The organism is Pseudomonas sp. NBRC 111127 (assembly GCF_001320345.1).
In the GTDB taxonomy this organism is placed as follows: Bacteria; Pseudomonadota; Gammaproteobacteria; order Pseudomonadales; family Pseudomonadaceae; genus Aquipseudomonas; species Aquipseudomonas juntendi.
In genome coordinates, this window is the sequence record NZ_BCBD01000024.1 from 1 (window position 1) to 20,337 (window position 20,337).

General features: G+C 61.8%; 21 protein-coding genes. 5 read left to right on the plus strand and 16 right to left on the minus strand.

All coding sequences use genetic code 11. From position 1 onward, the window contains the following. The 3 genes from zapE to APH30_RS06910 form a co-directional block, all read right to left on the minus strand. On the minus strand, positions 1-112 hold a 112-nt coding region (gene zapE, locus APH30_RS28635), incomplete at its 3' end, for an AFG1/ZapE family ATPase (protein WP_156326379.1). Between the two features lie 84 nt (positions 113-196). After that, complete coding sequence (locus APH30_RS06905; RefSeq protein ID WP_054912041.1) at positions 197-1,546, minus strand: tryptophan--tRNA ligase; 1,350 nt, start codon at positions 1,544-1,546, stop codon at positions 197-199. Between the two features lie 25 nt (positions 1,547-1,571). Beyond that, positions 1,572-2,207: an alpha/beta hydrolase gene (locus tag APH30_RS06910; protein ID WP_054905345.1), complete on the minus strand. Its 636-nt coding sequence runs from the start codon at positions 2,205-2,207 to the stop codon at positions 1,572-1,574. Between the two features lie 135 nt (positions 2,208-2,342). Between APH30_RS06910 and APH30_RS06915 the strand changes: the two genes are divergently transcribed. Further along, the gene (locus APH30_RS06915) at positions 2,343-2,780 is read left to right on the plus strand and encodes a YhcB family protein (protein WP_009684440.1); all 438 of its coding nucleotides are present in this window, start codon (positions 2,343-2,345) and stop codon (positions 2,778-2,780) included. A 229-nt stretch (positions 2,781-3,009) separates the two neighbouring features. On the opposite strand, the gene APH30_RS06920 is transcribed toward APH30_RS06915, so the two are convergent. Then, complete coding sequence (locus APH30_RS06920; RefSeq protein WP_054912042.1) at positions 3,010-4,206, minus strand: methionine gamma-lyase; 1,197 nt, start codon at positions 4,204-4,206, stop codon at positions 3,010-3,012. A 127-nt stretch (positions 4,207-4,333) separates the two neighbouring features. Here APH30_RS06920 and APH30_RS06925 point away from each other — a divergent pair, with 127 nt between their 5' ends. Further along, positions 4,334-4,813: an Lrp/AsnC family transcriptional regulator gene (locus APH30_RS06925; protein ID WP_054912043.1), complete on the plus strand. Its 480-nt coding sequence runs from the start codon at positions 4,334-4,336 to the stop codon at positions 4,811-4,813. Positions 4,814-4,909: 96 nt separating this feature from the next. On the opposite strand, the gene cysN is transcribed toward APH30_RS06925, so the two are convergent. The 4 genes from cysN to APH30_RS06945 form a co-directional block, all read right to left on the minus strand. After that, entirely contained in the window at positions 4,910-6,811 is a 1,902-nt protein-coding gene (gene cysN, locus APH30_RS06930) for a sulfate adenylyltransferase subunit CysN (RefSeq protein WP_009684444.1), read from the minus strand. 53 nt (positions 6,812-6,864) lie between these two features. Further along, the gene (locus tag APH30_RS06935) at positions 6,865-7,206 is read right to left on the minus strand and encodes a four helix bundle protein (RefSeq protein ID WP_054912044.1); all 342 of its coding nucleotides are present in this window, start codon (positions 7,204-7,206) and stop codon (positions 6,865-6,867) included. 103 nt (positions 7,207-7,309) lie between these two features. Beyond that, positions 7,310-8,227, minus strand: a complete 918-nt coding sequence (cysD, locus tag APH30_RS06940) for a sulfate adenylyltransferase subunit CysD (protein WP_009684445.1) — start codon at positions 8,225-8,227, stop codon at positions 7,310-7,312. A gap of 272 nt (positions 8,228-8,499) precedes the next feature. Then, entirely contained in the window at positions 8,500-9,258 is a 759-nt protein-coding gene (locus APH30_RS06945; protein ID WP_054912045.1) for a Nif3-like dinuclear metal center hexameric protein, read from the minus strand. 168 nt (positions 9,259-9,426) lie between these two features. Between APH30_RS06945 and algW the strand changes: the two genes are divergently transcribed. Then, positions 9,427-10,587: a Do family serine endopeptidase AlgW gene (algW, locus tag APH30_RS06950; protein ID WP_009684447.1), complete on the plus strand. Its 1,161-nt coding sequence runs from the start codon at positions 9,427-9,429 to the stop codon at positions 10,585-10,587. 31 nt (positions 10,588-10,618) lie between these two features. On the opposite strand, the gene APH30_RS06955 is transcribed toward algW, so the two are convergent. From APH30_RS06955 to APH30_RS06970, 4 genes are all read right to left on the minus strand, one after another. Continuing rightward, on the minus strand, positions 10,619-11,383 hold the full coding sequence (locus APH30_RS06955; RefSeq protein WP_003251792.1) for an amino acid ABC transporter ATP-binding protein: 765 nt from the start codon (positions 11,381-11,383) through the stop codon (positions 10,619-10,621). A 10-nt stretch (positions 11,384-11,393) separates the two neighbouring features. Further along, a complete protein-coding gene (locus APH30_RS06960; RefSeq protein ID WP_054912046.1) occupies positions 11,394-12,491 on the minus strand; it encodes an amino acid ABC transporter permease in 1,098 nt (365 codons plus the stop codon). A gap of 10 nt (positions 12,492-12,501) precedes the next feature. Continuing rightward, the gene (locus APH30_RS06965; protein ID WP_054912047.1) at positions 12,502-13,680 is read right to left on the minus strand and encodes an amino acid ABC transporter permease; all 1,179 of its coding nucleotides are present in this window, start codon (positions 13,678-13,680) and stop codon (positions 12,502-12,504) included. Between the two features lie 67 nt (positions 13,681-13,747). Beyond that, positions 13,748-14,776: an amino acid ABC transporter substrate-binding protein gene (locus tag APH30_RS06970; protein WP_009684450.1), complete on the minus strand. Its 1,029-nt coding sequence runs from the start codon at positions 14,774-14,776 to the stop codon at positions 13,748-13,750. Positions 14,777-15,107: 331 nt separating this feature from the next. Between APH30_RS06970 and APH30_RS06975 the strand changes: the two genes are divergently transcribed. Together APH30_RS06975 and rhlB are read left to right on the plus strand one after the other, a co-directional pair. Then, on the plus strand, positions 15,108-15,764 hold the full coding sequence (locus tag APH30_RS06975; RefSeq protein ID WP_054912048.1) for an alpha/beta hydrolase: 657 nt from the start codon (positions 15,108-15,110) through the stop codon (positions 15,762-15,764). A gap of 101 nt (positions 15,765-15,865) precedes the next feature. Then, on the plus strand, positions 15,866-17,317 hold the full coding sequence (gene rhlB / locus APH30_RS06980; protein WP_054912049.1) for an ATP-dependent RNA helicase RhlB: 1,452 nt from the start codon (positions 15,866-15,868) through the stop codon (positions 17,315-17,317). Positions 17,318-17,478: 161 nt separating this feature from the next. Here rhlB and moaE read toward each other — a convergent pair whose 3' ends face one another. The 4 genes from moaE to APH30_RS07000 all read right to left on the minus strand — a co-directional run bounded on the left by moaE (position 17,479) and on the right by APH30_RS07000 (position 20,175). Then, a complete protein-coding gene (gene moaE / locus APH30_RS06985) occupies positions 17,479-17,925 on the minus strand; it encodes a molybdopterin synthase catalytic subunit MoaE (protein WP_054912050.1) in 447 nt (148 codons plus the stop codon). 2 nt (positions 17,926-17,927) lie between these two features. Beyond that, a complete protein-coding gene (gene moaD, locus APH30_RS06990) occupies positions 17,928-18,173 on the minus strand; it encodes a molybdopterin converting factor subunit 1 (RefSeq protein WP_054912051.1) in 246 nt (81 codons plus the stop codon). After that, complete coding sequence (gene moaC, locus APH30_RS06995; RefSeq protein WP_054912052.1) at positions 18,173-18,643, minus strand: cyclic pyranopterin monophosphate synthase MoaC; 471 nt, start codon at positions 18,641-18,643, stop codon at positions 18,173-18,175. The genes moaD and moaC overlap by 1 nt, the downstream gene beginning before the upstream one ends. A gap of 137 nt (positions 18,644-18,780) precedes the next feature. Further along, a complete protein-coding gene (locus tag APH30_RS07000; protein ID WP_054912053.1) occupies positions 18,781-20,175 on the minus strand; it encodes a PhoH family protein in 1,395 nt (464 codons plus the stop codon). Positions 20,176-20,337: the final 162 nt, after the last annotated feature.

Here is a 20,337-nt window from a genome sequence, read left to right on the forward strand (position 1 = left end):
GTACCAGGTCGTCGTACAGGCGCTGCAGGTGACGCACAGCAGTTTCCTGCGCCGCGTCATGGAAGAAGTCGGGACGTTTCAGATCTGCTTGATAGCGTTCTAAGGGAGTCATGATTCGTTAGCGAGGCAACAAAAAACGGGCCGTCACTGTAGCGACCGGCCCGCTTTATGGCAATTGGAGTTGCGGCGAATTGCCTCAGTCCTGTTGTGGGGCCAGGGCTTCGTGCAGGCTTCGAATGGCTGCATCCCGCGCTTCAGCGCTGGCGAACTGCGGCCCGTCGGCAACCTGTTCACCGTTGAGCCACAAGCCGAAACCCAGGCCCTGCACACGCACATCGGCCTCAGCACCCTGCTGCAGTTGCTTGCTCACCGCACCTGCACTCTTGCCGTCGGCAAAGCTGCGCGACAACAGCAGTTGCTCACCGTCGGCGGCCAGCAGGCGGAAGCGGAAGCTGCCGTCCTCATCACGGAAGCTGACGAAACGCGCGCTCTTGGCGGCCTTTTTCTTCACTTCGGTACTGGTTTGCACGCTGCTGCGGAACGAGCGCAGGCCAACCGCCTCGCGCAGTTGCTCCAGGAACGGGGTGGCAATCTTGCGGGCCTTGGCGGCCCCCGCCAGCAGGATATCCTCAAGGTCGGCCGGGCGCGCGATCAGCTGGTGATAGTGCTCGCGTTTTTCCGCCAACTGGCCGTCCAGCAACTGGAACAGGCGCTGCTTGGCATCGCCCCAGCCCAGGCCCTGCAACAACTCGTCGCGGAACCCGGCGCACTGTTCTGGCGTAGCGAAGGCCTGGTAGAGGGTGAACAGGTGCGAAGTGTCCGGGTCCTTGGCTTCGCCAGGCGCACGCGAATCGGTCACGATGCGCGAGATGGCGTCTTTCATGTCCTTGGCGCTGGTGAACAACGGAATGGTGTTGTCGTAGCTCTTGGACATCTTGCGCCCGTCCAGGCCCGGCAGGGTCGCCACGCTTTCTTCGATCACCGCCTCTGGCAGGGCGAAGAAGTCCTTGCCTTGGCCGAACAGGTGGTTGAAACGCTGACCGATGTCCCGGGCCATTTCCACGTGCTGGATCTGGTCGCGGCCCACCGGCACCTTGTTGGCATTGAACATCAGGATGTCGGCCGCCATCAGCACCGGGTAGCTGAACAAGCCCATGGTCACGCCGGCATCCGGGTCTTCACCGGCTTCCACGTTCTTGTCCACCGAGGCTTTGTACGCATGTGCACGGTTGAGCAGGCCCTTGGCCGCAACGCAGGTCAGCAACCAGGTCAACTCGGGGATTTCCGGAATATCGGACTGGCGGTAGAAGGTCACCTTGCCGGCGTCCAGGCCACCGGCCAGCCAGGTGGCGGCGATTTCCAGGCGCGAGCGCTGGATGCGCAGCGGGTCGTCGCACTTGATCAGCGCGTGATAGTCGGCCAGGAAGTAGAACGAGTCGACACCGGGCTGCTGGCTGGCACGGATCGCCGGGCGGATGGCGCCGGCGTAGTTGCCCAGGTGCGGAGTGCCGGTGGTGGTGATACCGGTGAGAATGCGCGTGGTCATGGGTGTTCGCTTATTCAGGCTTGGCTCAGTTCGAAAGGCGCGGCAGCAGCAGATCCTTGAGATCGGTCAGCTTGCCATGAAAGAAGTGTCCGCATTCTGCCACTTTCAGCAGCTCATGGGGGCGCGACAGGCTGTCGGACCAATCGTAAACCAGCTGCGGCGCGACCACTTCATCGGCCTCCGGCTGCACCACGGTGATCGGGCATTGCTGTGGCAGGGGGAATTCGTCGGTCAGGCGCATTACCGCTGGGGCAATCATGAACAAGTGCTGCAGGCTCACCCCACCCGCCTCCAGGCGGCCAGCCAGGCTGGTGGCAACGAAGCCGCCGAACGAGAAGCCCATCAGCACCAGCGGCAATTGCGGGTGCTTATCGCGCAGCCAGGCCGCAGCAGCCTCGGCATCGGCCACTTCGCCTGCGCCCATGTCGTGGCTGCCAGCGCTCTGCCCGACGCCCCGGTAGTTGAACCGCAGGGTCACATAGCCGGCGTCACGGGCGGTGCGCTGTAGGGTCGAGACCACCTTGTTGAGCATGGTGCCGCCCTGAACCGGGTTGGGGTGGCAGATCAGCACCGCGCCGCGGGCATCGGCCACGTCCAGGTACAAGGCTTCCAACTGGCCACTGGGGCCATCGATGAACAAGGGGGTTTCGCGGACAAGCAAGGCACTACTCCGTGACCTCGGGGTGGGTCGTTTCGTCTAGGTGAGGAATTCTGTTCTGATTTGCGATCGCTCGCGGTATACAGCGCAGGTCTGAGCCGTTAACGTAAAGCAAAGCCGTTTATAGAGGAAGGACTCGTGGAACTCTCGCTCCTTGTTTGGTTGTTGCCGACCTTGGCCCTGGTCATTGGCGTGGTCGTCGGTTTCGTCGTGGCTCGCCTGCTGCCCAATGCCGCGCCCAGCAGCACACAGCGCCAGCTGGATGAAATGCAGAAACGCTTCGACAACTACCAGAACGAAGTGGTGACCCACTTCAACAGCACTGCAGTACTGGTCAAGAAGCTGACCCAGAGCTACCAGGATGTCCAGGACCACCTGGCCGACGGTGCCAACACCCTGGCGCTGGACGAACTGACCCGCCAGCGCCTGTTGGCCGCCCTGCACTCCGAAGGTGCACATGGCCCCCGTGATCGCCTGACCCCACCGAAGGACACTGCCGAAGTGCCGCGCGATTATGCGCCAAAGGTGCCGAATTCCCCGGGCATGCTCGACGAGAGCTACGGGCTCAAGCGTTGATTCGCTGAACATGAAGAAGGCCTCGCGAGAGGCCTTTTTTGTGGGCAGCCCAGGTACGCCGAAGCATTTGAAATCTGCGTAATATCTGTGGGACCGGGCGTGCCCGCGAACACCGGCGTAGCCGGTGCCAGCCACCGCGCTGGATTCTTCGCGGGCACGCCCGCTCCCACAGGTGCCTGCTAAATCAATAAGTTATGTACTGTTCTATGGAACGGCCAGCCCAAACAACCTAGCTGCAAGCCTGCAATGCCTGCTCGACATCCGCCAGCAGGTCTTCCACATCCTCCAACCCCACCGACAAGCGCACCAACCCCTCCGAGATCCCGTGATGCGCCCGCTCCTCTGGCGTATAGCTGGAATGGGTCATGCTCGCCGGGTGCTGCGCCAACGATTCGGCATCCCCCAGGCTCACCGCCCGGGCAAACAGCTGCAGTGCGTTCATGAACCTGCGCCCGGCCTCGATGCCACCCTTGAGCTCAAAAGCAATCATCCCGCCCGGCAAACGCATCTGCCGCTGCGCCAGCTCGTATTGGGCGAACGATGGCAAGCCCGGGTAGTGGATAAGCTCGACCTGAGGCTGCCGAGCCAGGAACTGCGCCACCTCCAGTGCGTTGGCGCAGTGGCGGTCCATGCGCAGTGCAAGGGTCTTGATCCCGCGCATCAATAAAGCCGCGTCATGCGGAGACAGCACCGCCCCGGTCATGTCTTTCAGCCCTTCCAGACGAATGCGGTCGACCAGCGCCTTGCGCCCCACTACCAACCCCGCGGTGATATCACCATGGCCACTGAGGTACTTGGTCGCGGAATGCACCACCAGGTCCGCCCCCAACGCCAGTGGCCGCTGCAGGTAGGGCGTGCAATAGGTATTGTCGACCACGATATGCAAGTCATGACCACGGGCCACCTCGGCGACCGCCGCGATATCCACCAGTTGCATGGTGGGATTAGCTGGCGTTTCAAAGTAGATCATGCGTGTCTTGCGGGTGATGGACGCCCTTAAAGCCTTGACGTCATTGAGGTCGACGTGACGGACCTTCACCCCGAACTGGCCAATGCCGTGATGCAGAAACGCAAAGGTGCACCCATACAAGGTATGCCCCACGATCAGTTCGTCGCCGGGGCGCAGCAGGGTCCAGATTGTCGAGGTAATCGCGCCCATCCCCGACGCCAGCGCCAAGCCTGCCTCACCACCCTCCAGCGAAGCCATGCGCTCCTCCAGCAGCGCCAATGTGGGGTTGGAGATGCGGCTGTAGAAATGCCCTGCCACGTCCCCGGCAAAGCACGCTGCGCCGTGTTCAACAGTGGGAAAGGCATAGGTGGCGGTCTGGTAAACCGGCGGCACCAGCGCGCCACTATGGGACAGCGGGTCGTAGCCATGGTGGATGGCTCGCGTGGAAAAACCGGTGTTGTTATGGGAGTCGCGCATGGCAACAGCCTCTTGTGGTTTGCTATAAGCTTATGCCACCGAGCTGCCCGAATTTTTCCAAAGTAGCCCACACATCGGCCTGCTTGGTGGAAAGAAAACAACAATCAAACAAGCAGGAGGGCAAAACATGCCTTCGAGCCTCGATCGCACCGACCGCGCCTTGCTGGCCGCCCTGCAGGACAACGCCCGCCTCACCGTTGCCGAACTCGCCGACCAGGTGGCACTGACCACCTCGCCCTGCTGGCGCCGCGTCAAACTGCTGGAGGACAGCGGCTACATCACCGGTTACCAGGCCGTGCTCTCGCCCAAGTCACTGGGCTTCGGCGTCACTGCTTTTGTCAGCATCATGATGGACTCGCACACCAAGGACATGGCCCTGGCGTTCGAGCAGCGGCTGATGGAAATTCCCGAAATCGTCGCCTGCCACAACATCTCTGGGCGCTACGACTTTCTGCTGGAGATTCTGGCGAGGGACCTGGAATCGTTCGGCGAATTCACCCGCGAGGTGCTGCAGCGGCTGCCGGGGGTGAAGGAGATCTATTCGAGTTTTTCGTACAAGGCGGTGAAGGAGCGCCGGGTAATTCCTGTATCGGAACACCACATCTGAACGGCAAGCACGCCCCCCTGGCGCATCACCAGGCGTGAGACAACCTGCACAAAAAAACCCCGCCGAAGCGGGGTTTTTGGTAGTGCAGGCCAGCGCTTAGATCGCACCACGCTGACGCAGTACGTCCAACACCTGTTTAACGCCTTCGTCCACGCTGGTGGCCTGGGTGTCGATCACCAGGTCGGCATCCAGTGGCACATCGAACGGGAAGCTTTCACCCGGGATGTTGTCGCCACCGGCAGCGTACAGGCCCTGTGGGTCACGCTCGCGGCAAACCAGTGGGGACGCCTGTACGTAAACCGTTACCAGGCGATCCTTGCCGATCAGTGCCTTGGCCTGTTCGCGGCCTTCGGCATCCGGGGCCACGAACGCTGCCAGGGTCAGCATGCCGGCTTCGTTGAACTGGCGCGCCACATGGGCGGCACGGCGCCAGTTTTCGGTGCGGCCAGCGCGGTCCTGCGGCAGGCCCTTGTTCAGGTCGTGGCGCAGGTTCTGCCCGTCGAGCACGTACACTGCACGGCCCATGTCGAACAGCTTGCGCTCAACGGCATAGGCCAGGGTGCTCTTGCCGGCGCCAGAAAGGCCACTGAACAGCACGGTGGCTGGCTGCTGACCGAAACGCAGGGCGCGCTCCTCGGTAGACACGTGGGCCTGTTTGCCATGCTGGCCGGTGCTGCCATGCGGCAAGACTGGCTGGGCGATGATCATGCCGGCGCCGACGGTGCCGTTGGTGAGGCGGTCGATGACGATGAACGCACCGGTTGTGCGGTTGCTGTCGTAACCGTCCAAGGCAATAGCGCTGTCCAGGGATACCTTGACGCGGCCAATCTCGTTCAGCTGCAGGGCGCTGGCGGCGTCCTTCTCGAGGGTGTTCACATCAACCTTGTGGGTGATGCTGGCAATCGAGCCCGGCACGTAGCTAGTGGCGCGCTTGATGTCGTACTTTTTGCCCGGGAGCATCGGCTCTTCGGCCATCCACACCAGCATGGCATCGAACTGGTCAGTGACCGGTGGCACGTTGTCGGCATGCACCAGCAGGTCGCCACGGGAGATGTCGATCTCATCTTCCATGGTCAGGGTCACGGCCTGGCCTGGGCCGGCGCTTTCCAGTTCACCTTCATAGGTGACGATGGACTTGACCCGGCTGCTCTTGCCCGACGGCAGCACGACAATTTCGTCGCCCTTGTGCACCACGCCGCTGGCGAGGGTACCGGCAAAACCGCGGAAGTTCAGGTTCGGCCGGTTGACGTACTGCACCGGGAAACGCAGGTCGGTGAAGTTGCGGTCAGCCGACACTTCGACGGTTTCGAGGATTTCCATCAGGGTCGGGCCGGTGTACCACGGCGATTGTTCGCTGTGGTTGACCACGTTGTCACCCTTGAGCGCCGACATCGGCACGAAGTGCAGGCTGCTCGGGGTCAGGTTGATGGCTTCGGCGAACTTCAGGTAGTCCGCCTTGATGGCCTCGAAGACGCCTTCATCGAAGCCCTTCAGGTCCATCTTGTTGACCGCGACCACGATGTGCTTGATGCCCAGCAGCGACGCGATGTAGCTGTGGCGGCGGGTCTGAGTCTGCACGCCATAGCGGGCATCGACCAGGATGATCGCCAGGTCACAGGTGGATGCGCCGGTGGCCATGTTGCGGGTGTACTGTTCGTGGCCCGGGGTGTCGGCGATGATGAACTTGCGCTTGGCGGTGGAGAAATAGCGGTAGGCGACATCGATGGTGATGCCCTGCTCACGCTCGGCCTGCAGGCCGTCTACCAGCAGCGCCAGGTCGACCTCTTCGCCGGTGGTGCCAGACTTTTTCGAATCGCGGGTGATGGCCTCGAGGTGGTCCTCGTAGATCATCTTGGAGTCGTGCAACAGGCGCCCGATCAGGGTGCTCTTGCCGTCATCCACGTTGCCGCAGGTGAGGAAACGCAGCAGTTCTTTACGCTCGTGCTGAGCCAGGTAGGCGAGGATGTCCTCGCTGATCAGATCGGATTGATGACTCATTGCATTCAAGCTCCAAGCTGTAAGCTTCAAGCAGCAAGCTTGTCGGCGTACAGCTAGTTAGAAATTTTGTTGATCAACCCAGCAAGCATTCTGGATAGCTCACGGGTTTCAGTTATCCAGTCGTTGGCCAATTCGGCAGGCAAATAACCAATTTCACCGGCGATGATCAGTTGGGTCCGCAGTTCTGCGCAGGAAGCCTTCGCCACGCTCAGGAACCATGCTTTCTCCCGCATTCCTCTGCGCTCCATTCCCTCAGCGATATTGGAGGGGACTGAAACGGCTGCTCGAGTGATTTGGGACCTGAATCCAAAATCCCGACACCCAGCAAATGCCCGATATATCGCAACGGCTAAATTTTTACTTCTCTGCCAAACCAGCAACCTCTCAAAACCCACTGCAGGCACTCCCTGTGCGCCCGCAATGCAGGCGGCAGACCACAAAACTCAGAAACTACTCGCTCCGCTTCTGTCTTGCAGCTTGCCGCTTGTAACTTGAAGCTTAGAAATAGCCCTGACGTTTCTTGTCTTCCATGGAACCGGCGCCATCGTGGTCGATGACCCGGCCCTGGCGCTCGGAAGTGCGCGTCAGGAGCATTTCCTGAATGATGTCGGTGAGCGTTTCGGCCTCCGACTCGACAGCGCCCGTGAGCGGGTAGCAGCCGAGGGTACGGAAACGCACCTTCTTCTTGACGATGCGGGCTTTCTCTTCCTCGGAGAGGTGTTCGAGGATGCGCTCGTCGTCGATCATGATCAGGGTGCCGTTCTTCTCGATGACTTCACGCTCGGCAGCGAAGTACAGCGGCACGATCGGGATGCCTTCGAGGTAGATGTACTGCCAGATGTCCAGTTCGGTCCAGTTCGACAGCGGGAAGACGCGGATCGACTCACCTTTGTTGACCTTGCCGTTGTACACGTTCCACAGCTCGGGGCGCTGGTTCTTCGGGTCCCAGCGGTGCTTGCTGTCACGGAACGAATACACACGCTCCTTGGCCCGCGACTTCTCTTCGTCGCGGCGAGCACCACCGAAGGCGGCGTCGAAACCATGCTTGTCCAGCGCCTGTTTCAGGCCCTGGGTCTTCATGATGTCGGTGTGCTTGGAGCTGCCATGGGTGAACGGGTTGATGCCCTGCGCCACACCCTCGGGGTTGACGTGGGTGATCAGCTCCAGGCCCATTTCCTCGACCATCTTGTCGCGGAACCTGTACATCTCCTGGAATTTCCACTGGGTGTCGACGTGCATGACCGGGAACGGCAGCTTGCCCGGGAAAAAGGCCTTGCGCGCCAGGTGCAGCATCACGGCGGAATCCTTGCCGATCGAGTACAGCATCACCGGGTTGTCGAACTCGGCGGCCACCTCGCGGATGATGTGGATGCTTTCCGCCTCCAGCTGTTTCAAGTGCGTCAGTTTGTCGACCATGGCTACTCACGAAAAACGATCTTATGGACGGCCTGCGGGCCGTGTTCGAGCGGATCACTGTATCACAGCGGCTGCTTCTATTTAGGCGGCCAGCTAGATCGAAAAAGTCTAACGATATGACTGGGGGTTAGGCTAATGCCTGCTCAATTAAGCGTTACTGGGGCTGCTTTGCAGCCCTTCGCGGGCACGCCCGCTCCCACACGTTTGGCGCTGAGTTCAAGAAATGCGCGATCCCCGTGGGAGCGGGCGTGCCCGCGAAGGGGCCGGTAAGGTCAGATCGGGTTCGGGCAATCGATGAACAGGTGTTCCACGGCAAACCGCCGCGCCAGGTAATCACCCAGCGCCTGCACCCCGTACCGTTCGGTGGCATGGTGCCCTGCGGCGATGAAGCTGACGCCATTCTCCCGCGCACTGTGGTAGGTCTGCTCCGACGCCTCGCCCGTCAGGTACAGGTCTACCCCGGCGGCAATCGCCGTGTCGATATAGCCCTGCCCGCCCCCGGTACACCAGCCGACCCGGCGGATCATTTCGTCGCCTTCGACCAGCAGCGGCTCACGCCCCAGCACCTCCTGCACGCGCCGGGCAAAATCGCGGGCGGTCACCGGTTCGGCCAGCGAACCGACCAGCCCGACCACCTTGGGGTTCTCCGGGTCAAGCGGCCCTTCGACGGTAATCTCGAGTTGCCGCGCCAGCTGCACGTTGTTGCCCACCTCAGGGTGTACATCCAGCGGCAAGTGGAATGCCAGCAGGCTGATGTCGTTGTTCAGCAAGGTTTTCAGGCGGCGCTGGCGGATGCCGGTGATGCAGGGGTTTTCGCCCTTCCAGAAGTAGCCGTGGTGCACCAGCACCAGGTCGGCTCCGGCCTCGACCGCGGCATCCAGCAACGCCTGGCTGGCGGTGACACCGCTGACGATACGGCTGACCTGCGGCCGGCCTTCGACCTGCAGGCCATTGGGGCAGTAGTCCTGGATCCTGGCGCTGCCCAGGTAACGCTCGGCTTCTTCAACCAGGGTGTTTAGCGCGACGGCCATGAAAATCTCCTCGAAAACTGCACACTGCCCAGGCGCAACGCACAGGGAACGCCCGTATAATGCCGGCCATTATGGGCCGTCGCCGGCACTGGGGGAACCGGTGTATGATCGCGCGCGCTCATGCCCCACCGCGCGGCCACTGGCCCCCGCTCTTTTCAGGACTCGTTCATGTTCAAGGCTTTGCGTTACTTTGGCTGGCCCCTGCTTACCGGCGTATTGATCGCCGTGCTGATCATCCAGCGGTTTCCGGAATGGGTCGGCCTGCCCAGCCAGGACGTCAACCTGCAGCAGGCACCGCAGACCACGAAGATCATGCAGGGCCCGGTGTCCTACGCCGACGCCGTGACCCTCGCGGCCCCGGCGGTGGTCAACCTGTACACCACCAAGGTGGTCAACAAGAGCGCCCACCCGCTGTTCGAAGACCCGCAGTTCCGCCGCTTCTTCGGCGACAACCTGCCCAAGCAGCGCCGCTGGGAATCGAGCCTGGGCTCGGCAGTGATCATGAGCCCCGAGGGCTATCTGCTGACCAACAACCACGTCACCAGTGGCGCCGACCAGATCGTGGTGGCCTTGAAGGATGGCCGCGAGACCCTGGCCCGGGTCATTGGCAGCGACCCGGAGACCGACCTGGCGGTATTGAAGATCGACCTGAAGAACCTGCCCGCCATCACCATCGGCCGCTCCGACACCATCCATATCGGTGACGTGACGCTGGCCATCGGCAACCCGTTCGGCGTTGGCCAGACCGTGACCATGGGCATCATCAGCGCCACCGGCCGCAACCAGTTGGGCCTGAACAACTACGAAGACTTCATCCAGACCGACGCCGCGATCAACCCGGGCAACTCCGGTGGTGCGCTGGTCGATGCCAACGGCAACCTGGTCGGCATCAACACGGCCATTTTCTCCAAGTCTGGTGGCTCGCAGGGCATTGGCTTCGCCATCCCGGTCAAGCTGGCACTGGAGGTGATGAAGTCGATTGTCGAGCACGGCCAGGTGATCCGCGGCTGGCTGGGTATCGAAGTGCAGCCACTGAGCCAGGAACTGGCCGAGTCGTTCGGCATGAAGGACCGCCCAGGCATCGTGGTTGCAGGCATCTTCCGCGAAGGGCCGGCGGCCAAGGCCGGGCTGCAGCTGGGGGACGTGATCTTGAGCATCAACGGCGAACCGGCAGGTGACGGGCGCAAGTCGATGAACCAGGTGGCGCGGATCAAGCCTAACGAGAAGATCACCATCGAGGTGATGCGTAACGGGCAGCAGCTGAAGCTGGTGGCAGAGGTGGGGCTGCGGCCGCCACCGGCACCCGCTGCCCCACAAGAAGAGAAGTAAACATCGGGGCCGCTTTGCGGCCCCGGCTGTATCAATGCAGGATCTGGCTGAGGAACAACTTGGTCCGGTCGCTGCGCGGCCGGTCGAAGAAGTCATCCGGTGCCGCCTGCTCGACGATTTCACCTTTATCCATGAAGATCACCCGGTTGGCCACAGTGCGGGCAAAGCCCATCTCGTGGGTCACGCAGAGCATGGTCATGCCATCTTCGGCCAGACCCACCATGGTATCGAGCACTTCCTTGACCATCTCCGGGTCCAGGGCCGAAGTGGGTTCGTCGAACAGCATGATTTTCGGCTTCATGCACAACGCCCGGGCAATCGCCACGCGCTGCTGCTGGCCACCAGACAACTGCCCTGGGTACTTGTGCGCCTGCTCCGGGATACGTACCCGCTCCAGGTAATGCATGGCAATCTCTTCGGCCTTGCGGCGCGGCATCTTGCGCACCCACATCGGCGCCAAGGTGCAGTTCTCCAGAATGCTCAGGTGCGGGAACAGGTTGAAGTGCTGGAACACCATGCCCACTTCACGGCGGATCGCCTCGATCTGCTTGAGGTCGTTGGTCAGCTCCACGCCATCGACCACGATGCGCCCCTGCTGGTGCTCTTCCAGGCGGTTGAGGCAACGGATGGTGGTGGACTTGCCCGAGCCGGACGGCCCGCACAGCACGATACGCTCGCCCTGGCGAACATTGAGGTTGATGTCCTTGAGCACATGGAACTGACCGTACCACTTGTTCACACCCTGCATCTGGATGATCCCTTCGGGGCCGGCAGGCTGCTTGATCGCTTCACTCATTTCGAAACTCCTAACGCTTGTGGCCAGTGTCCAGCCTGCGCTCCAGGTGCATGGAGTAGCGGGACATACCGAAACAGAAAATCCAGAACACCAGGGCGGCGAAAACGTAGCCCTCGGTAGCCATACCCAGCCAGGCCGGGTCGGCGGCGGCTTGCTTGACACTGTTCAGCAGGTCGAACAGGCCGATGATGATCACCAGGCTGGTGTCCTTGAACAGGGCAATGAAGGTGTTGACGATGCCAGGGATCACCAGCTTGAGCGCCTGCGGCAGGATCACCAGGCCCATCGCCCGCCAGTACCCCAGGCCCATGGCTGCGGCCGCTTCGTACTGGCCCTTGGGGATGGCTTGCAGGCCACCGCGTACCACTTCGGCGACATAGGCCGACTGGAACAGGATCACGCCGATCATCGCCCGCAGCAGCTTGTCGAAGCTCATGCCCTCAGGCAGGAACAACGGCAGCATCACCGAAGACATGAACAGCACGGTGATCAGCGGCACGCCGCGCCAGAACTCGATGAAGGTCACGCACACCACCTTCACCGCCGGCATCCTCGAACGCCGCCCCAAGGCCAGCAGAATGCCCAGGGGCAAAGCGCCGACGATGCCCACGGTGGCGATCACCAAGGTCAGCATCAGCCCGCCCCACTGGCTGGTGGAAACGTTGCTCAGGCCCAGCAGGCCACCGTGCAACAAGGTGTAGGCCAGCAGCGGGTAAAGCACCAGGAAGCCCAGGCCATAGATGGCCTTGCGCGGGAAGCGCTTGATGAACAACGGCGCTGCGCCAAGCACCGCCAGCCATACCGTCAGGTCGACCCGCCAGCGCAGCTCGACGGGGTAGTAGCCGTACATGAACTGGCCGAAGCGCTGCTGCACGAACACCCAGCAGGCGCCGTCCTTGGTGCAGTCGGCGCGGGTGGTGCCAACCCAGTTGGCGTCGATCAGTGCCCAGTGCAACAGCGGTGGCACGATCAGCCAGATCAGGTAGAGGGCAAACAGTGTCAACAGGGTGTTCAGCCAGCTGGAGAACAGGTTGGTACGCATCCATGCGAGTACGCCGACGGTTTTCACCGGTGGCGGCATATCGGGTTTGAAAACATGGGCATTCACAGGCGTATCCTCACCGCTCGATCAGCGCAATGCGCTTGTTGTACCAGTTCATCAGCAGCGAAATGCTGATGCTGATGGCGAGATAGACACTCATGGTGATGGCGATCACCTCGATGGCCTGGCCGGTCTGGTTGAGCACGGTACCGGCGAATAGCGAGACCATCTCCGGGTAGCCGATGCCGGCCGCCAGCGACGAGTTCTTCGCCAGGTTCAGGTACTGGCTGGTCAGTGGCGGAATGATCACCCGCAAGGCCTGGGGGATGATCACCTTGCGCAAGGTTGGCCCTTCGCGCAGCCCCAGCGAGCGCGCCGCCTCGGTCTGGCCGTGGCTGACCGAACGGATGCCCGAGCGCACGATCTCGGCGATGAAGGCGGCGGTATAGATCGTCAGCGCCAGGGTCAGCGCCAGCAGTTCGGGGATCAGCACCCAGCCACCGACGAAGTTGAAGCCCTTGAGCTGCGGTGCCTCCCACGTGACCGGGCTGCCGAACAGCAGCACGCTCAGGCCTGGAATGACCAGCAACAGCGCCAGCGCGGCCCAGAACTTGTGGAACGGTACACCAGTCTCGTCGAAGCGTTTGTTGGCCAGGCGCACCATCAGCCAGACCGCCCCCACCGCCACCGCCAACGCCGCGACAAATGGCCAGAAACCATCCGCCATGGAGGCACCAGGCATGTTCAGGCCACGGTTGCTGATGAAGAACAGGTCGTTGAGGTTGATGCTGCCCCGCGGTCCCGGCAGGGTCAGGAATACGGCGAAGTACCAGAACAGGATCTGCAGCAGCGGCGGAATGTTGCGGAAGGTCTCCACGTACATCGTCGCCAGCTTGTTGATCATCCAGTTCGGCGACAAGCGTGCCACACCGATGATGAAACCCAGGATGGTCGCCAGGATGACGCCAATGAAGGTGACCAGCAGGGTGTTGAGCAGGCCGATGACGAACACCCGTGCATAGCTGTCCGATTCCACATAGGGGATCAGGTGCTGGGCGATGCCGAAGCCGGCACTGCGATCGAGGAAGTCGAAGCCCGAGGTGATACCCCGGTGTTGCAGGTTGGTTTGCGTATTGTGAAACAGGTACCAGCCCAGACCGACCACGAAAACGATGGTGAGAATCTGGAACAGCCACGCGCGCACACGTGGATCGCTCAGGGATAAACCCTTTTGTGCGCCAATATGATTTTGCATGAAGTGCCCCGGGAAATAGGGATTCGAACAACCTGCGGCGGCCGGATGCCGCCGCAGGGTGCAGCCATCAGCGCACAGGTGGCGCGTACTGGATGCCGCCGTTGTTCCACAGGGCGTTCATGCCACGGTCGATCTTCAGGTCGGTACCTTGGCCCAGGTTCTTCTCGAACACTTCGCCATAGTTGCCGACTTGCTTGACGATCTGCACTACCCAGTCTTTGGGCAGCTTGAGGTCCTTGCCGTACTCGCCGTCAGCACCCAGCAAGCGGGCCACGTCAGGGTTCTTGGTAGCTTTGGCTTCAGCCTCGACGTTCTTCGAGGTGATGCCCGCCTCTTCGGCGTTGAGCATGGCGAACAGGGTCCACTTGACGATGCTGAACCAGTCTTCGTCGCCTTTGCGCACCACCGGGCCGAGTGGCTCCTTGGAGATGGTTTCCGGCAGCACCACATATTCGGTCGGCGCGGCCAGCTTGGAGCGCTGGGCGAACAGCTGCGACTTGTCGGACGTCAACACATCGCAACGACCGGACTCCAGCGACTTGGCGCTTTCGTCAGAGGTATCGAAGGTGATCGGGGTGTACTTCAGGCCATTGGCCCGGAAGAAGTCCGACACGTTCAGTTCGGTGGTAGTCCCTGCCTGGATGCAGATGGTCGCGCCATCGAGCTCCTTGGCACTGGAAACACCGAGCTTCTTGTTGACCAGGAAACCGACGCCGTCATAGTAGGTGACACCGGTGAACACCAGGCCCATGCCGGCATCGCGCGAGCTGGTCCAGGTGGTGTTGCGCGACAGCACGTCAACTTCGCCCGATTGCAGGGCCGTGAAGCGTTCCTTGGCGTTGAGCTGGCTGAACTTGACCTTGTTGGCGTCGCCGAACACGGCAGCGGCCACGGCGCGGCAGACATCGGCGTCGATACCGATGATCTTGCCTTGTGCATCAGGTACCGAGAAGCCTGGAAGACCGTCGCTCACGCCACACTGGACGAAGCCCTTCTTCTTTACCGCATCAAGGGTGGCGCCGGCCTGGGCATTGCTCACGGCGCCCAGCGCGGCGGCAGCGGTCAGGACTGCCAGGGTGGTTTTCAACACTTTCATTCACAACCTCCAAATCGCTCTTGTTGTATCGAGCCGGAATTGCACCGCACCCTTTTGAGGCATGTCCGACCCGTATTGGCTAGTTATTGGGTCAATTGGCGCAATGGGCTGTTCTATGACAGCCTTCGCGTACAAAGGGTGTTACCGTCACGGCCCGCCCTTTGCATCGCAGCTTGAACTGCAAAGCGCGTACCAAATGTTTTGGCTGGAGCGTTTAAGCGTTCGTCAAGTAGGGAAAGTTGTATCGTTGCGACATTCTTTTTCAGGCAATCCTGTGCAGCGCTTTTTTTAACGCACACAACACGATCACCCGCACTCTTTCGGAGCAGTCATGACCAACCCGCTGATTCTCGAACCACAGAAAACCGCTGATGCCTGTGTGATCTGGTTGCACGGCTTGGGAGCCGACCGTTACGACTTCCTACCCGTAGCCGAATTCATGCAGGAGCGTTTGACCAGCACCCGCTTCGTGATGCCCCAGGCACCCACCCGCCCGGTGACCATCAATGGCGGCTATGCCATGCCCAGCTGGTACGACATCAAGGCCATGACCCCGGCCCGCGCCATAGACGAGGCTCAGTTGGAGGAGTCGGCCGAGCAAGTGGTGGCGCTGATCAAGGCGGAGCAGGCCAAAGGCGTCAGCTTGTCACGCATCTTCCTCGCCGGTTTCTCCCAGGGCGGCGCGGTGGTGTTGCACACTGCCTATATAAAGTGGCAAGAGGCGCTGGGTGGGGTCATCGCCCTGTCCACCTACGCCCCCACCTTCAATGACCAACACCAGCTCAGTGCCTGCCAACAACGCACCCCGGCCCTGTGCCTGCATGGCGTGCACGACCCGGTGGTGATCCCGGCCATGGGCCGCACCGCCTTCGAGTACCTGAACACCTGGGGCGTAGCTGCCCGCTGGCATGAATACCCGATGGAGCACGAAGTGCTGGTGGAAGAGCTGCACGACATCTGGGAGTGGCTGGCCGGGCAACTGCAATAAGCAGCGGCCACGTGTAGTTGTCAGCCTATTGCACTACGCCACGCCCGATTCTTGCATTACACTGCCCGGCGTACATTCCTTAATCAGTTGATGAGACGATCGTGCTCAAGGCACTCAAGAAAATATTCGGCAAGGGAGAGGCTGCACCACAGGCCGCCGCTCCTGCTGCCAGTGTGACGCCGCCTGCGCTGGCACCCGCCAGCGAGGCGCAACCGGCGGCCCCACGCGCCAACCCTACCCCCAAGGCAGAATCGCCTGTCGCCGCAACGCCAGTGGCCGACAAGCCGGCCAAGGACAAACCACGTCGCGAGCGCAAGCCCAAGCCCCAGGCCAGCCTGTGGAAACTGGAAGACTTCGTGGTCGAGCCGCAGGAGGGCAAGACCCGCTTCCACGATTTCAAGCTGTCCAGCGAGGTGATGCACGCTATCCACGACCTGGGCTTCCCCTACTGCACGCCGATCCAGGCGCAGGTGCTGGGTTACACCCTGCGTGGCCAGGATGCCATCGGCCGTGCCCAGACCGGCACCGGCAAAACCGCAGCGTTTCTGATCTCGATCATTTCCCAGCTGCAGCAGACCCCTGCACCCAAAGAGCGCTACATGGGTGAGCCACGGGCGCTGATCATCGCGCCAACCCGCGAGCTGGTGGTACAGATCGCCAAGGATGCTGCGGCGCTGACCAAGTACACCGGCCTGAACGTCATGAGCTTCGTCGGCGGCATGGACTTCGACAAGCAGCTCAAGGCCCTGGAAGCGCGCCACTGCGACATCCTGGTGGCTACACCGGGCCGCCTGCTGGACTTCAACCAGCGGGGCGAGGTGCACCTGGACATGGTCGAAGTGATGGTGCTGGACGAAGCTGACCGCATGCTCGACATGGGCTTCATCCCGCAAGTGCGCCAGATCATTCGCCAGACGCCGCCCAAAAGCGAGCGCCAGACCCTGCTGTTCTCGGCCACGTTCACCGACGACGTGATGAACCTGGCGAAGCAATGGACCACCAACCCGGCCATCGTCGAGATCGAACCGGAGAACGTGGCCAGCGAAACGGTCGAGCAGCATGTCTATGCGGTGGCCGGCAGCGACAAGTACAAGCTGCTGTACAACCTGGTGACCCAGAACCGCTGGGAACGGGTGATGGTGTTCGCCAACCGCAAGGACGAAGTGCGGCGCATCGAGGAAAAACTGGTGCGCGACGGCATCAACGCCGCCCAATTGTCGGGCGACGTGCCGCAACACAAGCGTATTCGTACCCTGGAGAACTTCCGCGAAGGGCGCATCACCGTTCTGGTCGCCACCGACGTTGCCGGGCGCGGGATTCACATCGACGGCATCAGCCATGTGATCAACTTCACCCTGCCAGAGGACCCGGACGATTATGTGCACCGCATTGGCCGTACCGGCCGTGCCGGCACCAATGGCGTATCGATCAGCTTTGCCGGGGAAGATGACTCGTATCAGCTGCCGGCGATCGAAGAGCTGCTGGGGCGCAAGATCAAATGCGAGATGCCGCCGGATGAGCTGCTGAAGCCGGTGCCGCGCAAGCATCACTGACCCGTGGTTGGGAACATATCCCCCTGTAGGAGCGGCCTTGTGTCGCGATAGGGCCGCACAGCGGCCCCAGGATTTCAGCTTCAACGCATCAATTGCCAGGGCCGCTGTGCGGCCCCATCGCGACACAAGGCCGCTCCTACAAACGGCGGGCGCCCCCTTGACTACCAGCGCCCTGCGGCATCCAGGTCACTCTGCCTGCCTTCCACCCACCTCGGCCCTTCCTGGGTATTTTCCTTCTTCCAGAACGGTGCCCGGGTCTTCAGGTAGTCCATGATGAAGTTGCAGGCATCGAACGCTGCCTGCCGATGGGCACTGGCCACGCCGACGAACACGATTGGCTCACCCGGCTCCAGCGCACCGATGCGGTGCAGCACCTGCACTTTCAACAACGGCCAGCGCTGCTCGGCCTCGGCCACGATCTTGGCCAGGGCCTTTTCGGTCATGCCCGGATAGTGTTCAAGGAACATGCCTGCCACTTCGCGGCCATCATTGAAGTCCCGCACATAGCCGACAAAGCCGACCACCGCGCCTACCCCCACGTTGGCCGCATGCATGGCATTGGTCTCGACGCCCGGGTCGAACGCGTGTTCCTGCACTCGCACTGCCATGCTCAGCCCCCCGTCACCGGCGGGAAGAACGCCACTTCATCGCCCTCTTCCACCGGCTCATCCAGCTTGCACAGTTCCTCGTTGCGGGCGCACATCAGGTTCTGTTCGCCTAGCAGTTCATAGGGCCCACCCTTGCCCAGCAATGCCCGGCGCACATCGTCGACAACCATGAACTCACCCTCCACCCGCTCGGCATCCACACCCAGCAACTCACGGTAACGCGCGAAGTACATCACTTTGACTTTCATCACGCCTGCACCTTGTAGTGGCCGCTCTTGCCGCCCAGCTTTTCCAGCAGGCGGACCTGCTCGATGACCATGCCTTTATCCACAGCCTTGCACATGTCATAGATCGTCAGCGCAGCGACGCTAGCGGCGGTCAGTGCCTCCATTTCCACACCGGTTTGCCCGGCCAGCTTGCAGCGGGCGAGGATCCGCACCGCGTCCTCGCCCTCCGCGCTGAGTTCCACCTTGACGCTGGTGAGCATCAGCGGGTGGCACAGCGGTATCAGGTCGCTGGTCTTCTTCGCCGCCTGGATGCCGGCAATGCGCGCCACGGCGAACACATCGCCCTTGGGGTGTTCACCGTCGACGATCATCTGCAGGGTCTGCGGCAACATGCGTACCCGCGCCTCGGCGGTGGCCTCGCGCTCGGTCACGGCCTTTTCAGTGACGTCGACCATGTTGGCCCGCCCCTGGGAATCAAGATGTGTCAGCACTGCTCTGCTCCTGTGAAGGGAGCCTGCAGTGTAAACCTGTGGGTCAGGTTTGAGCAGAGGTATGTGTCGGCAGGTCTGGCCGCTGTATGAACACGCTCGTGGAGATGCCGGGCAGCGGGCTGCCCGGCGACAGGGTTTTACAGATGCGACTCGGCGTACTCGGCCAGTACCGAGCGTGGTACACCCTGCAGGGTGATGTGCACGCCATGGGGGAAGTCCTTGAAGCGCTCGGTCAGGTAGGTCAGGCCCGAGCTGGTCGCGGACAGGTAGGGGGTATCGATCTGCGCCAGGTTGCCCAGGCAGACCACCTTGGACCCGGAACCGGCACGGGTGATGATGGTTTTCATCTGGTGCGGCGTCAGGTTCTGGCACTCGTCGATCAGGATCAGGCTCTGCTGGAAGCTACGGCCGCGAATGTAGTTCAACGACTTGAACTGCAGCGGCACGCGCTCGAGGATGTATTCGACGCTGCCATGGGTGCTTTCATCATCCATGTGCAAGGCTTCGAGGTTGTCGGTAATGGCGCCCAGCCACGGCTCCATCTTCTCTGCTTCGGTACCCGGCAGGAAGCCGATCTCCTGGTCCAGCCCCTGCACGCTGCGGGTGGCGATGATGCGCCGGTAGCGTTTGCTGACCATGGTCTGCTCGATGGCAGCTGCCAGGGCCAGGATGGTCTTGCCGGAACCGGCAGCACCGGTCAGGTTGACCAGGTGAATGTCCGGGTCGAGCAAGGCGAACAGCGCCAGGCTCTGATGGATGTCCCGCGGCTTCAGGCCCCAGGCCTCCTGGTGCAGCAGTGGCTCCTGGTGCAGGTCGAGCAGCAGCAACTCGTCGTCGCGGATACCCTTCACCCAGCCGACGAAGCCCTGGTCGTCAATGATGAACTCGTTGACGTGAACGGCCGGCAGGGTGTCGATCATGTGCACGCGATGCCAGGTCCTGCCGCGCTCCTGGCGGGTATCGACCTTGCTGACCCGGTCCCAGAACGAACCGCTGACCGAGTGGTAGCCCTTGGACAGCAAGGACACGTCATCGACCAGTTGGTCGGTGCTGTAGTCCTCGGATGCGATGCCGCAGGCGCGCGCCTTCAAGCGCATGTTGATGTCTTTGGTGACCAGCACCACGTCCAGGTCGGGGCGCCGGGTGCGAACGTCCAGCAGGGTGTTGATGATGATGTTGTCGTTGAGGTGTTCCGGCAACAACTTGCCAGGCTCGTTGCGTGGGCTCATCAGGATCGAAAGAAAGCCTTTGGCCCCACTCTTGTTGCGCTGGATCGGCACGCCCTGCTCGACATCACTGGGCGAAGCGTCCCCGAGGGTCTGGTCGATCAGGCGGATGGCCTGCCGGCACTCTGCGGCGATGGTCTGTTTACCGGTCTTGAGCTTGTCGAGTTCCTCCAGCACCGTCATCGGGATGGCGACGTGATGCTCCTCGAAGTTGAGTAATGCGTTGGGGTCGTGAATCAGGACGTTGGTATCGAGCACATAGAGGATTGGCTTGCTGGAGGAAGGGGTGCGTCCTTGGTCATCCATACTCGGTCACCTTATGTCGAAGCCGCACGGCGTGGTCTGTTACGCCGCAGAGTGACTGCCGTGTCCCCGTATCCGCGTTGTTACGGGCGGGGAGCAACCTGGCCAGGAGGGTCTGGATGACGCCACCTGTGCTGCAGGGATCGGCTGTCTGGTTTCTTCATA

Bases quoted from the DNA above. Each gene is read 5' to 3' on its own strand.
- APH30_RS06955 (WP_003251792.1), bottom strand. From the start codon at position 11,383: ATGAGTGAAGCGATCAAGCAGCCTGCCGGCCCCGAAGGGATCATCCAG.
- APH30_RS06920 (WP_054912042.1), bottom strand. From the start codon at position 4,206: ATGCGCGACTCCCATAACAACACCGGTTTTTCCACGCGAGCCATCCAC.
- APH30_RS06975 (WP_054912048.1), top strand. From the start codon at position 15,108: ATGACCAACCCGCTGATTCTCGAACCACAGAAAACCGCTGATGCCTGT.
- cysN (WP_009684444.1), bottom strand. From the start codon at position 6,811: ATGAGTCATCAATCCGATCTGATCAGCGAGGACATCCTCGCCTACCTG.
- APH30_RS06925 (WP_054912043.1), top strand. From the start codon at position 4,334: ATGCCTTCGAGCCTCGATCGCACCGACCGCGCCTTGCTGGCCGCCCTG.
- APH30_RS07000 (WP_054912053.1), bottom strand. From the start codon at position 20,175: ATGGATGACCAAGGACGCACCCCTTCCTCCAGCAAGCCAATCCTCTAT.
- APH30_RS06970 (WP_009684450.1), bottom strand. From the start codon at position 14,776: ATGAAAGTGTTGAAAACCACCCTGGCAGTCCTGACCGCTGCCGCCGCG.
- APH30_RS06905 (WP_054912041.1), bottom strand. From the start codon at position 1,546: ATGACCACGCGCATTCTCACCGGTATCACCACCACCGGCACTCCGCAC.
- APH30_RS06945 (WP_054912045.1), bottom strand. From the start codon at position 9,258: ATGGCCGTCGCGCTAAACACCCTGGTTGAAGAAGCCGAGCGTTACCTG.
- moaD (WP_054912051.1), bottom strand. From the start codon at position 18,173: ATGAAAGTCAAAGTGATGTACTTCGCGCGTTACCGTGAGTTGCTGGGT.
- algW (WP_009684447.1), top strand. From the start codon at position 9,427: ATGTTCAAGGCTTTGCGTTACTTTGGCTGGCCCCTGCTTACCGGCGTA.
- cysD (WP_009684445.1), bottom strand. From the start codon at position 8,227: ATGGTCGACAAACTGACGCACTTGAAACAGCTGGAGGCGGAAAGCATC.
- APH30_RS06965 (WP_054912047.1), bottom strand. From the start codon at position 13,680: ATGCAAAATCATATTGGCGCACAAAAGGGTTTATCCCTGAGCGATCCA.
- moaE (WP_054912050.1), bottom strand. From the start codon at position 17,925: ATGGCAGTGCGAGTGCAGGAACACGCGTTCGACCCGGGCGTCGAGACC.